13 protein-coding genes are annotated in these 12,230 nt (G+C 70.0%); 9 read left to right on the forward strand and 4 right to left on the reverse strand.

Features of this window, described 5'->3' with window-relative positions:
- The first annotated feature begins 50 nt into the window (after positions 1-50).
- From glgA to ACTIFV_RS12890, 3 genes are all read left to right on the forward strand, one after another.
- Positions 51-1,244: a glycogen synthase gene (glgA, locus tag ACTIFV_RS12880; RefSeq protein ID WP_439593191.1), complete on the forward strand. Its 1,194-nt coding sequence runs from the start codon at positions 51-53 to the stop codon at positions 1,242-1,244.
- Positions 1,245-1,285: 41 nt separating this feature from the next.
- Entirely contained in the window at positions 1,286-2,071 is a 786-nt protein-coding gene (locus ACTIFV_RS12885) for an ABC transporter ATP-binding protein (protein ID WP_439593192.1), read from the forward strand.
- Positions 2,072-2,167: 96 nt separating this feature from the next.
- Positions 2,168-2,416 carry a type B 50S ribosomal protein L31 gene (locus tag ACTIFV_RS12890; protein ID WP_439593193.1) on the forward strand — a complete coding sequence of 83 codons (249 nt, stop codon included), beginning with the start codon at positions 2,168-2,170 and terminating at the stop codon, positions 2,414-2,416.
- 46 nt (positions 2,417-2,462) lie between these two features.
- Here the strand turns inward: ACTIFV_RS12890 and ACTIFV_RS12895 are convergent, their stop codons facing one another.
- Complete coding sequence (locus ACTIFV_RS12895; protein ID WP_439593361.1) at positions 2,463-3,185, reverse strand: 3'-5' exonuclease; 723 nt, start codon at positions 3,183-3,185, stop codon at positions 2,463-2,465.
- 82 nt (positions 3,186-3,267) lie between these two features.
- Between ACTIFV_RS12895 and ACTIFV_RS12900 the strand changes: the two genes are divergently transcribed.
- Positions 3,268-4,167, forward strand: coding sequence for an alpha/beta fold hydrolase (locus ACTIFV_RS12900; RefSeq protein ID WP_439593194.1), 900 nt, complete (start codon positions 3,268-3,270; stop codon positions 4,165-4,167).
- Here the strand turns inward: ACTIFV_RS12900 and ACTIFV_RS12905 are convergent.
- Positions 4,127-4,681 (reverse strand): CGNR zinc finger domain-containing protein, encoded by a 555-nt coding sequence (locus tag ACTIFV_RS12905; RefSeq protein ID WP_439593195.1) that lies wholly within the window; start codon positions 4,679-4,681, stop codon positions 4,127-4,129. The genes ACTIFV_RS12900 and ACTIFV_RS12905 overlap by 41 nt on opposite strands.
- Positions 4,682-4,752: 71 nt before the next feature.
- On the opposite strand from ACTIFV_RS12905, the gene ACTIFV_RS12910 reads away from it, so the two are divergent.
- Positions 4,753-5,748 carry an EamA family transporter gene (locus ACTIFV_RS12910; protein ID WP_439593196.1) on the forward strand — a complete coding sequence of 332 codons (996 nt, stop codon included), beginning with the start codon at positions 4,753-4,755 and terminating at the stop codon, positions 5,746-5,748.
- Positions 5,749-5,754: 6 nt separating this feature from the next.
- On the opposite strand, the gene ACTIFV_RS12915 is transcribed toward ACTIFV_RS12910, so the two are convergent.
- On the reverse strand, positions 5,755-6,228 hold the full coding sequence (locus ACTIFV_RS12915) for an Lrp/AsnC family transcriptional regulator (RefSeq protein ID WP_439593197.1): 474 nt from the start codon (positions 6,226-6,228) through the stop codon (positions 5,755-5,757).
- 172 nt (positions 6,229-6,400) lie between these two features.
- Between ACTIFV_RS12915 and pdhA the strand changes: the two genes are divergently transcribed.
- Genes pdhA through ACTIFV_RS12930 form a run of 3 tightly spaced genes read left to right on the forward strand, consistent with a single transcriptional unit; the run spans position 6,401 to position 9,872 of the window.
- Positions 6,401-7,519, forward strand: coding sequence for a pyruvate dehydrogenase (acetyl-transferring) E1 component subunit alpha (pdhA, locus tag ACTIFV_RS12920; protein ID WP_439593198.1), 1,119 nt, complete (start codon positions 6,401-6,403; stop codon positions 7,517-7,519).
- Positions 7,520-7,521: 2 nt separating this feature from the next.
- Positions 7,522-8,532, forward strand: a complete 1,011-nt coding sequence (locus tag ACTIFV_RS12925) for an alpha-ketoacid dehydrogenase subunit beta (RefSeq protein WP_439593362.1) — start codon at positions 7,522-7,524, stop codon at positions 8,530-8,532.
- The gene (locus ACTIFV_RS12930; protein ID WP_439593199.1) at positions 8,529-9,872 is read left to right on the forward strand and encodes a dihydrolipoamide acetyltransferase family protein; all 1,344 of its coding nucleotides are present in this window, start codon (positions 8,529-8,531) and stop codon (positions 9,870-9,872) included. Before ACTIFV_RS12925 ends, ACTIFV_RS12930 begins: the two co-directional genes overlap by 4 nt.
- Positions 9,873-9,875: 3 nt before the next feature.
- Here the strand turns inward: ACTIFV_RS12930 and ACTIFV_RS12935 are convergent, their stop codons facing one another.
- Positions 9,876-10,517, reverse strand: a complete 642-nt coding sequence (locus ACTIFV_RS12935) for a TetR/AcrR family transcriptional regulator (RefSeq protein WP_439593200.1) — start codon at positions 10,515-10,517, stop codon at positions 9,876-9,878.
- A gap of 105 nt (positions 10,518-10,622) precedes the next feature.
- On the opposite strand from ACTIFV_RS12935, the gene ACTIFV_RS12940 reads away from it, so the two are divergent.
- On the forward strand, positions 10,623-12,227 hold the full coding sequence (locus tag ACTIFV_RS12940) for a carboxyl transferase domain-containing protein (RefSeq protein ID WP_439593201.1): 1,605 nt from the start codon (positions 10,623-10,625) through the stop codon (positions 12,225-12,227).
- Positions 12,228-12,230: the final 3 nt, after the last annotated feature.

Raw genomic sequence — 12,230 nt, forward strand, 5'->3', positions numbered from 1 at the left:
CCGGTGTCAGCGGGTTTTCATGCCGTGTCGCGTGCACTAGGTTGCGAGTCATGCGCGTCGACATCGTCACCAAGGAGTACCCGCCCGAGATCTACGGGGGAGCGGGGGTCCACGCGACCGAGCTCGTGAAGGCGCTGCGCGCGTCGATCGACGTCCGGGTGCGCGCGTTCGGCGCCGACCGCGACGAGCCGGGAACCACCTCGTACGGCGTTCCGGTCGAGCTGTCCTCGGCGAACGCGGCGGTGCAGACGCTCGGCACCGACCTCGAGATCGTGACGGACGTCGCGGGCGCCGACGTCGTGCACAGCCACACCTGGTACGCGAACTTCGCCGGTCACCTCGCGGGCCTGCTCCACGGCATCCCGCACATCGTCACGGCCCACTCGCTCGAGCCGCTGCGCCCGTGGAAGGCGGAGCAACTGGGCGGCGGCTACGCCGTCTCGAGCTACATCGAGAAGACCGCGTACGAGGGCGCCGCGGCCGTCGTCGCCGTGTCCGACGGCATGCGCGACGACATCCTGCGCAGCTACCCCGAGCTCGACCCCGCCAAGGTGCGGGTGATCTACAACGGCATCGACGTCGAGGCGTGGCATCCCGTCGACGACCCCGCGCTGCTGGCGGAGCTCGGCGTCGACGCCACGCGGCCGTCGGTCGTCTTCGTCGGGCGCATCACCCGGCAGAAGGGCCTGCCCTACTTCCTGAGGGCCGCCGAGCGCCTCCCCGCCGAAGTCCAGGTCATCCTGTGCGCGGGCGCGCCCGACACGCCGCAGATCATGACGGAGGTCGAGGAACTCGTGCGCGGCCTGCAGCGGACCCGCGACGGCGTGGTGTGGATCGACCGGATGCTGTCGCGCCATGAGCTCTGCACGATCCTCTCGGCGGCCACGACGTTCGTCTGCCCGTCCGTGTACGAGCCGCTCGGCATCGTGAACCTCGAGGCGATGGCCTGCGGCGCGGCCGTCGTCGGCACCGCGACCGGAGGCATTCCCGAGGTCGTCGTCGACGGCGTCACGGGCAGGCTCGTGCCGATCGAGCAGGTGCAGGACGGCACGGGCACGCCCGTGGACCCCGACCGCTTCGTCGCGGATCTCGCACGGGTGCTCACCGAGGTGACGAGCGATCCCGCCCAGGCGGAGCGCTTCGGCGCCGCCGGCCGCGAACGCGCCGCGACCGCCTTCAGCTGGGCACGGATCGCCGAGCAGACCGAGGCGCTGTATGCGGAGGTTCTGGCCGCGCGCGGGTGAGGCGCGAGAGGGCGACCCGCCTCGCCCGATAGGCTGGACGCATGCCGCAGGTGCTCGAGTTCTCCGACGTCGTCGTCCGCAGAAACGCCCGTGACATCGTCGATCACGTCACGTGGTCGGTGCAGGACGACGAGCGGTGGGTCATCCTCGGACCCAACGGCGCGGGCAAGACCACGGTCCTTCAGCTCGCCGACACGCTCCTGCACCCGACGTCCGGTGTCGTCACCATCCTGGGGGAGCGCCTCGGGCGGACGGATGTGTTCGATCTGCGCCCGCGCATCGGACTCGCATCCTCGGCCATGGCGCGTCGCGTGCCTCCCGAGGAGACGGTGCTCGATGTCGTGCTGACCGCGGCGTTCGCGGTTCTCGGTCGCTGGCGCGAAGCGTACGAGGACATCGACGAGCGTCGCGCGCTGCGGGTCCTGGCGGAGTGGAAGCTCGATCACCTCGCCGATCGCACGTTCGGCACGCTGAGCGACGGCGAGCAGAAGCGGGTTCAGATCGCCCGCGCGATCATGACCGACCCCGAGCTCCTGCTCCTCGACGAGCCCACCGCGAGTCTCGATCTCGGCGCGCGCGAGGAGCTGCTGACACTGCTCGGCGGTTACGCACAGGCGCCGTCGACGCCCGCCATGATCATGGTGACGCACCACGTCGAGGAGATCCCGGTCGGGTTCACCCACGTGCTCCTGCTGCGCGAAGGCGGAGTCGTGGCGGCCGGGCCGCTGCGCGAGACGCTGACGGCCGAGGCCCTCGCCGAGACGTTCGGCGTCGAGATCGTGCTGACCGAGGCCGACGGCCGCTACGCGGCCCGCGCGGCATCCTGACTCCGGTCTGGTAGGCTAGATGGTTGGTGCGCTCGCACCATTCAGACTTTGTCCGCTCTGGCAAAATCCAGGGCATCACATCTCGAAGGACTTCCCATGAAGACTGACATCCACCCCGAGTACCAGGCCGTCGTGTTCCGCGACCTCGGTTCGGGCGAGACCTTCCTCACGCGCTCGACCGTGTCGAGCAGCAAGACGATCGAGCTGGACGGCGTGGAGTACCCCGTCATCGACGTCGAGATCTCGTCGGCCTCGCACCCGTTCTACACGGGCAAGCAGCGCATCATGGACTCGGCCGGTCGCGTCGAGAAGTTCAACCAGCGCTTCAAGAACTTCGGCAAGTAAGCCCAGGTCTTCCAAGAGCCCCGCGTCACGCGGGGCTCTTGTCGTTTCAGCGCACGGGCCAGGTGCCGTCGAGGCGGTCGTCGGGATCTATCCGGCCGATCCGGACGAAGTACTCGGTGAGGCTGTCGGCCTGCGCGCGCGCCCAGGCGATCTGCCGCGTGTGCAGCTCGTGCGCGCTGCCGGGCAGCCAGGCCGCGAAGCGCTCGGCGAGCGCCTGAGCGACCCGGCCGGCGGCGATGGCGTCCGCCGAGGCTTCGTGCGCGTCGTCGAGCCGCACGGCGTAGTGCGCGGCCACCACGGACAGCGTCCGCTTGCCGCGGCGGTAGCGGTCGTACCGCTTGTCCATCACGAGCGGGTCGATGACCGGCGCGGGGGAGTCGAGCGGCGCGACACCGTGCCGCAGCGCCTCGTGGTGCAGCAGCGAGAAGTCGTACGCCGCGTTGTACGCGACGACGGGGATACCGGCATCCAGCAGCCCGTGCAGCGACGCGACGATCTCGCGGACGACCTCAGCGGCGGGGCGCCCGTCGGCGCGAGCGCGCGCCGTCGTGACGCCGTGGATGGCGGATGCGCCGTCGGGAATGGGGATGCCGGGATCGGCCAGCCAGTGCCGCTCGCGCACGACGGCGCCCGCGGCATCCAGCACTCCCACGTATGCCGTCACGATGCGGTCGCCCGCGACGTCGACCCCGGTCGTCTCGAGGTCGAAGACCCCGACGACTTCGACCCACTCCGGCCTCCGGAAGAGGGGGAGCATCTCGGGCTGCATGCCTCCGAAGGTATGCGACGCCTCCGACATGGCGAGCGTGCCACGCCCCGGGTTCACAGCCTGCGCCTCGTAGAATTCACGGGTGACTGCCGTGAACCCCTACGCTCCCCTCCTCGACGCGATCCCGGTCGAGCGGCGAGAGGTCGAGGTGCTCGGTTCGCCCACCGCCTACTGGGTCTACGGTCCGGACGACGCGGAGACCACGATCCTCGCGGTGCACGGCTATCGCGGCGAGCACCACGGGCTCGAGCCGATCGTGGCCCATCTGCCCGGCATCCGGGTCGTCTCTCCGGATCTCCCGGGCTTCGGCGAGACGCCGCCCCTCCCCGGTCGCACGCACGATCTCGACACCTACGTCGCGTGGCTCACCGCGTTCTCGGCGGCCGTCGCGCCACGAGCGGTGCTCGTCGGCCACTCGTTCGGGTCGATCGTGAGCGCCGCGGCGGTCGCGAGCGGTCTCGAGACGCCGCGCCTGATCCTCATCAACCCGATCGGCGCGCCCGCACTGGAAGGCGGCATGGGCGTGCTCACACGGCTCGCCGTCCTCTACTACCAGGTCGGCGCGAAGCTGCCCGAGAGCGTGGGCGACAAGCTCCTGCGCAGCAAGGCGGTGGTGCGCATCATGAGCGCCTCGATGACGAACTCGAAGGATCCCGCCATCCGCCGCTTCGTGCGCGATCAGCACGATCTGTACTTCTCGCGGTTCTCGGATCGCACGGTGCTGCACGAGGGGTTCCTCGCGTCGGTCTCGAACGACGTGCGGGCCTCGGCGCCGCTCATCGAGGTGCCGACCCTGCTCATCGCCGCGCAGGAGGACGAGATCACCCAGATCGAAGACGTCCGGCGCCTCGCGACGATGTTCGCCGATGCCGAGCTCGTCGAGATCCCGAACGTCGGGCACCTCATCCACTACGAGACGCCGCAGGTCGCGGCGTCCGCCATCAGGCGCTTCGTCGCGCCTTCCGCTCCCGATACGCGTTGACGTTCATGCGGTTGCCGCAGTTGCCGGTGTCGCAGTACCGCTTCGACCCGTTCCGCGAGAAGTCGACATAGACCGACTCGCAGTCGTCGGCGTCGCACACCCGCACGCGGTCGTACTCGTCGGAGCGGATGACATCCACGAACGCCATGGCCGCCTCGACGAGGATGCGCGTCGCGAGGGACGCGTCGTCGGACGTCGCGTGGATGTGCCAGTCGAACTCGTCGTGCTTCGAGAGCTGGGGGAGGGCGTGCCCGTCGGAGAGCATCCGGTTGACGAGGGGGACGGCGCTCTCGCGGTCGACGTCCCAGAGTTCGCGAAGGCGGGAGCGGATGCCGCGCACGGCGTCGATCTCGGCCGCATCCCGACGGATCGTGCCGGTGTAGGGGTTGACGCGCAGGTACACGTCGAGGTCGTCGGCGGTCTGCAGGGTGTCTTCGCCGTCGTAGCCGGGGAGCGTGTTCACGAGGTGCACGGCGGCCGTCAGCGCCTGCCGCGTGTCATTGATGAAAACCATGTTGACTCCTGACATCGTGATCCCGTACAGTCACCAGTGTAACCACCCTTCACTCATGACAGACGGACGCCATGACCGCCACCGCGCCCATCCCCGTGCTCTCGCCGGTCACTCCTGCGAGCCGTATGTCCTCGGGCATCGTGCTGGCCGTGGCATCCGCGCTCGCGTTCTCGTCGAGCGGGCCGCTCGTGAAGCCGCTCCTCGAGGCCGGATGGTCGATCGGCGCCGCGCTCCTGGTGCGCATGGGCGTGTCCGGGCTCATCCTCGTGCCGGCGCTGCTCCTCGCGATCCGCCGCCAGAGGCGGTTCGTGCGCCGCCACAGCGTGCTCATCGTCGGGTTCGGGCTGACGGCCGTCGCGGGCTGCCAGATCTTCTTCTTCTCGGCGATGCAGCGGATGCCCGTCGCGGTGGCCCTGCTCATCCAGTACCTCGCGCCCGTGCTGCTCGTGCTCTTCGCGTGGGCGCGCACCCGGACGGCGCCGTCGCGGCTGGTCATCGCGGGGTCCCTCGTGGCGATCGTCGGACTCGTCCTGGTCGTCGACATCTCGGGTGCGCAGTTCGATCTGCTCGGCACGCTCTTCGCCCTCGCGGCGGCCATCTGCGTCGGGGCCTACTTCCTCATCTCCGAGCGCGCGGGCGACGACCTGCCACCGGTCGCGCTCGCGTCGGGAGGACTGCTCGTGGGCACCGCGCTGATGGTGATCCTCGCCGCCATCGGCGTCTTCCCGCTCGTCGCGCCGATGGTGGACGTGACGTTCGCCGGGGTCACGGTGCCGTGGTGGATGCCGCTCCTCTGGGTCGCCGGCGTCGCGACGACCATCGGCTACGCCTTCGGCGTCATGGCCGTTCCCCGGGTCGGCTCGCGCATCGCGTCGTTCGTCGGCCTGTCCGAGGTGCTGTTCGCCCTGGGCTTCGCCTGGCTGCTGCTGGGCGAGACCCCGGCGCCGATCCAGTTCGTCGGCGGAGCGCTCATCCTCGTCGGCGTCGTGCTCGTGAGGATGGACGCCTCGTCCGCCGGCGAGCCGCGGGGTGCGGCGGCGACCATCCCGGTCGTGCCCGCTCCCTGACGTCGCTCAGCGTTCGCGGCGCGACAGCTCCATGAGCGGGGTCACGCGGTGGCCGATGACCTCGCCCATGACCAGCGACGTCTCGGTGCGCTCGACGCCCTCGATCGCGAGGATGCGGGCATCCGTGTCGAAGAGGTGCTGCGTGTCGCGGCACGCGACCCGCACGAGCAGATCGACCTGACCGCTGAGACCGTGCGCCTGGACGACCTCGGGCACGCGCTGAAGTTCCGCCGTGATGCGGGGCAGGTCGGCCTGGCGCACGATGACGTTGATGAAGGCCTCGATCGGGTAGCCGAGGGCGGCGGAGGAGATCGCGCGCTCATACGAGAGGAAGACGCCCGAGCGGTCGAGGCGGCTCATGCGCGCCTGCACGGTGTTGCGAGAGAGTCCGAGGCGATCGGCGAGTGCGACGACGGTCGCGCGCGGATCGGCCGCGAGAGCTTCGAGCAGCTCGAGGTCGACGTGGTCGAGTGAACTCATAGTGCGAAACGATAGCACGCAGATCAGTCGCTAATGTACGCAACATGCTCAAGCGATCTGTGGTTGCTTGAGCTAGTTGCGATGTCGACGTATCGTCGGGCATGCCGGCGATGCCGCCGGCGATCCGCAAAGGCCGCCTCACGAGGGTGGCCCTGTAGGAGGGAATGCGACGATGCACACCTTTACCGCGACGGCCGAGCCGCAGACCGACATCGACGATGTCGCCCGACTGGTGGCCCCCGATGGCGAGCGCATCGCCGATCCCGACCTCGAACGCTGGGTCGCCGACGTCGACACCGCGATGCTGCAGAGCCTGTACCGCGACATGGTGCTCGTGCGCCGTGTCGACACCGAGGGCGTCGCGCTGCAGCGTCAGGGCCAGCTCGGGCTGTGGGCGCCGTGCCAGGGCCAGGAGGCCACGCAGGTCGGCACCGCCCGCGGGTTCCGCGCCGACGACTTCGTCTTCCCGAGCTACCGCGAGATCGGGGTCCAGCACGTGCGAGGCGCGAAGCCCGCGGACTTCGTGCTCGCGTGGCGCGGCGAATCGCATTCGACGTACAACCCCTACGACATCAACACGGCGACGCCGCAGATCATCATCGGCGCACAGACGCTCCACGCCGTCGGCTACGCGATGGGCATCCAGCGCGACGGGACCGATCAGGTCGCGGCCGCCTACTTCGGCGACGGCGCGACGAGCCAGGGCGACGTCAACGAGGCGATGGTCTTCGCATCCTCGTTCCGCGCACCCGTGATCTTCGTCTGCACGAACAACCAGTGGGCGATCTCGGAGCCCGTCAAGGTGCAGGCCAAGTTCCCGATCGCCGGCCGCGCGCCGGGGTTCGGCATCCCGAGCATGCGCGTCGACGGGAACGACGTGCTCGCGTGTCTCGCGGCGATGCGCTGGGCGACCGACATCGCCCGCCGCGGTGGTGGCCCTGCCTTCATCGAGGCCGTGACCTACCGGATGGGCCCGCACACGACCTCCGACGACCCGACGCGCTACCGCGACAAGGAAGAGGTCGAGCGCTGGCGTCTGCGCGACCCGATCGCGCGCGTCGAGGCTCTGCTTCGGAAGTCGGATGCCTTCGACGACGCGTTCTCGGCGCAGGTCGCGGCCGACGCCGACGCACTCGGCGCGGACGTCCGGGCGGCGGCGCTGGGCGCTGTGACCCGACCCGCGATCGAGGTGTTCGACGACGTGTACGCCGAGCCGCACACGGGACTCGACGAGCAGCGCGCCTGGTTCGGCTCGTACCTCGATGGCTTCTCGGACGAGACGGCGGCGTGACGATGACGCAACTCACGATGGCCAAGTCCATCAACGAGGGCCTCCGCCGCGCGATGGCCGACGACCCCAAGGTGCTCATCATGGGGGAGGACATCGGCAAGCTCGGCGGTGTCTTCCGCATCACCGACGGTCTGCAGACCGAGTTCGGCTCGCAGCGCGTCGTCGACACGCCTCTCGCGGAGTCGGGGATCATGGGCACCGCCGTCGGGCTCGCCTTCCGGGGCTACCGGCCCGTCGTCGAGATCCAGTTCGACGGCTTCGTCTATCCCGCGTTCGACCAGATCGTCTGCCAGGTGGCGAAGCTCCACTACCGCACGCGCGGCAACGTCAAGATGCCCATCACGATCCGCATCCCGTGGGCCGGTGGCGTCGGCGCCGCCGAACACCACTCCGAGTCGCCCGAGGCGTACTTCGTGCACACGTCGGGTCTCCGGGTCGTCGCGGTGTCGAACCCGCAGGACGCCTACGTCATGCTCCGCCAGGCGATCGCCTCGGACGACCCGGTCGTCTACTTCGAGCCGAAGCGCCTGTACCACTCCAAGGGCGAGGTCGACCTCGACGCCGACCTCGCCGATGCGCCGCCGATGGGCGTCGCGCGGGTGGCCCGGGAGGGCAGCGACGTCACGATCCTGACGTACGGCGCGCAGGTGCCGGTGGCGATGGATGCCGCGACCGCCGCGGAGGACGACGGGGTCTCGATCGAGGTCATCGACCTGCGCTCGATCTCGCCCGTGGACTACCGCACCGTCACCGCGTCGGTCCGCAAGACCGGTCGCGTCGTCGTGACGCACGAGGCCGCCCGAGAGGCGGGTGTCGGCGCCGAGCTCATCGCGAGCGTCACGGAGCGCTGCTTCAACTATCTCGAGTCCGCTCCCGCGCGGGTCACGGGGCATGACATCCCGTATCCGCCGGCGAAGCTCGAGAAGCACCACGTGCCCGATCTCGACCGCATCCTCGATGCCGTCGATCGTGTGCTGGATCGCCCCAACTCGATGTCGGGGGTGCAGCTGTGATCGAGGACTTCCGCCTCCCCGACCTCGGCGAGGGCCTGCCCGAGGCCGAACTGGTGCAGTGGCTCGTCGCCGAGGGCGACACCGTGACGCTCAACCAGACGATCGCCGAGGTCGAGACGGCCAAGGCGGTCGTCGAGCTCCCGTCTCCGCACGCGGGCGTCATCCGCACGCTGCACGCTGCCGCCGGCGACGTCGTCGAGGTCGGCTCCGTGCTGATCTCGTACGAGCTCGCGGGACAGGATGCTCCGGCCCCGGCACCCGTCGAGGAGGAGAAGGCCCAGCCGAACCTGGTGGGCTACGGTGCCGCGCCCGCGTCGAGCAAGCGTCCTGCGCGCCGCGTGCGCGCCGCCGGCGGCGGAGCCGCCGCGTCGGACACGGCCGTCCTCGACTCCGAGGTGATGCAGGCGGCCCCGCACGATGCGTCGCCGACTCCCGAGGTGCTCGAGCGTCCGCTCGAGCGCCCGCGCTCGACACCGCCCGTGCGCGCGCTCGCGAAGCAGCTCGGCGTGGATCTGGTGCTGGTCGAGGCATCCGGTGCCTCCGGTGTCATCACGCGCGCCGACGTCGAGGCGTATGCCGAGCGCGTCGGTGTCTCGGAGCCCGCTCCGGCGGCCCCCGCCGTGCGACGCGAGGAGGGGGAGCGCACGACGCGCACGCGCATCCGCGGCGTCCGCAAGCACACGGCCGCTGCGATGGTGCGCAGTGCCTTCACGGCGCCTCACGTCACGACCTTCCTCACGATCGACGTCACGCCGACGATGGAGCTCGTCGGGTCTCTGAAGGCCGACCGCGCACTGTCGGACCACCGCATCGGCATCATGGCCGTCGCGGCGAAAGCGGTGTGCCTGGCCCTCGGACGCCACCCGAGTCTCAACTCGACATGGGACGACGAGGCCGGAGAGATCGTCGAGCACCACTACGTCAACCTCGGAATCGCGGCCGCGACCGGCCGCGGGCTCGTCGTGCCGAACATCCGCGATGCGCAGGACCTCACGCTCGTCGAGCTCTCGGACGCGATCCGCGCGCTCGCAGAGACCGCTCGTGCCGGAAAGACGGCGCCCGGCGACATGATGGGCGGAACCTTCTCGATCACGAACGTGGGTGTGTTCGGAGTGGATGCCGGCACCCCGATCCTCAATCCTGGTGAGGCGGGCATCCTCGCGCTCGGCGCCGTGCGCCGTCAGCCGTGGGAGCATCGCGGCGAGATCGCGCTGCGCGATGTCATGACGCTCGCGCTGTCGTTCGATCACCGGCTCGTCGACGGCGAGCAGGGCGCGAAGTTCATGGTCGAGGTCGCCGACGTGCTGCGCGAACCCGGACGGGCGATGCTGCTGCGCTGATCGCTAGGAGAGCAGGGCGGAGCGCGCCATCGATTCCAGGATGGCGCGCACCGCGCTCCCGCTCGGCGCGTCGCGCTCTTTGGACCGGCTCGCACCGGAGGAGGCGCTCGGTGCGTCGCGGAGCACGCGCAGGCTGTGCGGGGTCGAGTTGATGAGGCCGAAGCACGCGTGCGCGCGCACGCGCAGGTCGGCGGGTGCGCTGTCGGGCCGGAGGTCCTGCAGCACCCCGACCCACACCTCGACGTACTCCCGCTGCAGGCGCCGCACGGCGTGCCGGTCGTCGTCGGACATGCTCTCGAGGTCGCGGTCCTGCACGCGGATGACATCGGCGTCGGCGAGGGCGAAATCGACATGGAACCGGACGAGACCGTCGAGGCGGCCTTCGGCGTCGACGTGCTCCGCGACCACGGCCCGCCCGCCCGACAGCAGCCGCTCGCTGACGCCGACGAGGATCGCCCCGAGCATCGCCTGCTTGTTCGCGAAGTGGCGGTACACCGCCGGCCCGGTCACACCGACGGCCGCGCCCAGCTCTTCGAGACTGACGCTCGCGAAACCGCGCTCGGCGAACAGGCGTGCGGCCTCGTGGAGGAGCGCGGCGTGGCGATCGGCCTTCGCACGGCCACGGTGCGTCAGACGGGTTGTCATCTCAGTTAATCCTCGCTAACCTGGTGACTCAGTTAGTGAACACTAACCATCCGGAGGTCGCGCCGACAAGGCGTGTGACCCGATCGTGACGTCGACGGAGATGACATGAGCGCACTGACGACCGCGGTCGTCCACGACGACGCGTTCGAGCGCACGCGGACGGCCCAGGCGGATCTCGCCGACGACCTGCGGTCGCGGTTGGCCGTGGCATCGCTCGGCGGACCCGAGGCATCCCGCGATCGGCATGTCGCCCGCGGGAAGCTGCTGCCGCGCGACCGCGTGACGCGTCTCCTGGACGAGGGGAGTCCCTTCGTCGAGATCGCACCGCTCGCGGCGAACGGCCTCTACGGCGGAGAGGCACCCGCAGCCGGCGTCATCGCGGGCATCGGCCTCGTGCACGGACGCCAGGTCATGGTCGTCTGCAACGACGCGACGGTCAAGGGCGGCACGTACTTCCCGATGACGGTCAAGAAGCACCTTCGCGCGCAGGAGATCGCCCTCGAGAACCGGCTGCCGTGCGTCTACCTCGTCGACTCGGGCGGCGCGTTCCTGCCGAAGCAGGACGAGGTGTTCCCCGACCGCGATCACTTCGGTCGCATCTTCTTCAACCAGGCGCGACTCTCGTCCGAGCGCATCCCGCAGATCGCCGCGGTTCTCGGCTCGTGCACGGCGGGGGGTGCGTACGTCCCGGCCATGAGCGACGAGACCGTGATCGTCCGGGGCCAGGGCACGATCTTCCTCGGCGGACCGCCGCTCGTGAAGGCCGCCATCGGCGAGGTCGTCAGCGCCGAGGAGCTGGGGGGCGGCGAGCTGCATGCGCAGCGCTCGGGCGTCGTCGATCACCTCGCCGAGGACGACGAGCATGCGCTGGAGATCGTGCGCGACATCGTCGCGACGCTCCCGGCGCCTCTCGCGCCGGCGTGGGAGGTCGTGGCATCGCGTCCTCCCGCGGTCGCCGCCGACGATCTCTACGGAGTCGTCCCGGTCGACGTCAACCAGCCGTACGACGTGCGAGAGGTCATCGCGCGGCTCGTCGATGCGAGCGAGTTCCACGAGTTCAAGCGCGAGTACGGCGACTCGCTCGTCACCGGGTTCGCGCGGCTGCACGGGCACCCGATCGGCATCGTGGCGAACAACGGCGTCCTGTTCAGCGAGGGGGCGCAGAAGGGCGCCCACTTCATCGAGCTGTGCGATCAGCGCGGGATCCCGCTCCTGTTCCTGCAGAACATCGCGGGTTTCATAGTCGGGAAGGATGCCGAGGCCGGCGGCATCGCGAAGGACGGCGCCAAGATGGTGACCGCCGTCGCGACGACGCGCGTTCCGAAGCTCACGGTCGTGATCGGCGGCTCGTTCGGCGCCGGCAACTACGCGATGTGCGGTCGTGCGTACTCGCCCCGGTTCCTGTGGACCTGGCCCGGATCGCGGATCTCGGTGATGGGCGGTCCGCAGGCCGCATCGGTCCTGTCCACCGTCAAGCGCGATCAGCTCGAAGCGCGCGGCGAGGAGTGGTCCGGCGATGACCAGACCGCATTCGAAGCACCGATCCGCGCGCAGTACGAGGAGCAGGGCAACCCGTACTACGCGACCGCCCGCCTGTGGGACGACGGCGTGATCGACCCCGCCGACACGCGGGACCTCCTGGGCCTTGCGCTCGACGTCGTCTCGCGCGCGCCCCTTCCCGACACGCGCTTCGGCCTCTTCCGGATGTGACCC

Source organism: Microbacterium sp. (genome assembly GCF_051860965.1).
Taxonomy (GTDB): domain Bacteria; phylum Actinomycetota; class Actinomycetes; order Actinomycetales; family Microbacteriaceae; genus Microbacterium.

Excerpts from the sequence above, each read along its gene's own strand:
- ACTIFV_RS12910 (WP_439593196.1), top strand. The coding sequence starts at position 4,753 with ATGACCGCCACCGCGCCCATCCCCGTGCTCTCGCCGGTCACTCCTGCG.
- ACTIFV_RS12890 (WP_439593193.1), top strand. The coding sequence starts at position 2,168 with ATGAAGACTGACATCCACCCCGAGTACCAGGCCGTCGTGTTCCGCGAC.
- ACTIFV_RS12935 (WP_439593200.1), bottom strand. The coding sequence starts at position 10,517 with ATGACAACCCGTCTGACGCACCGTGGCCGTGCGAAGGCCGATCGCCAC.
- glgA (WP_439593191.1), top strand. The coding sequence starts at position 51 with ATGCGCGTCGACATCGTCACCAAGGAGTACCCGCCCGAGATCTACGGG.
- pdhA (WP_439593198.1), top strand. The coding sequence starts at position 6,401 with ATGCACACCTTTACCGCGACGGCCGAGCCGCAGACCGACATCGACGAT.
- ACTIFV_RS12905 (WP_439593195.1), bottom strand. The coding sequence starts at position 4,681 with ATGGTTTTCATCAATGACACGCGGCAGGCGCTGACGGCCGCCGTGCAC.
- ACTIFV_RS12915 (WP_439593197.1), bottom strand. The coding sequence starts at position 6,228 with ATGAGTTCACTCGACCACGTCGACCTCGAGCTGCTCGAAGCTCTCGCG.
- ACTIFV_RS12885 (WP_439593192.1), top strand. The coding sequence starts at position 1,286 with ATGCCGCAGGTGCTCGAGTTCTCCGACGTCGTCGTCCGCAGAAACGCC.
- ACTIFV_RS12895 (WP_439593361.1), bottom strand. The coding sequence starts at position 3,185 with ATGCAGCCCGAGATGCTCCCCCTCTTCCGGAGGCCGGAGTGGGTCGAA.
- ACTIFV_RS12925 (WP_439593362.1), top strand. The coding sequence starts at position 7,522 with ATGACGCAACTCACGATGGCCAAGTCCATCAACGAGGGCCTCCGCCGC.
- ACTIFV_RS12940 (WP_439593201.1), top strand. The coding sequence starts at position 10,623 with ATGAGCGCACTGACGACCGCGGTCGTCCACGACGACGCGTTCGAGCGC.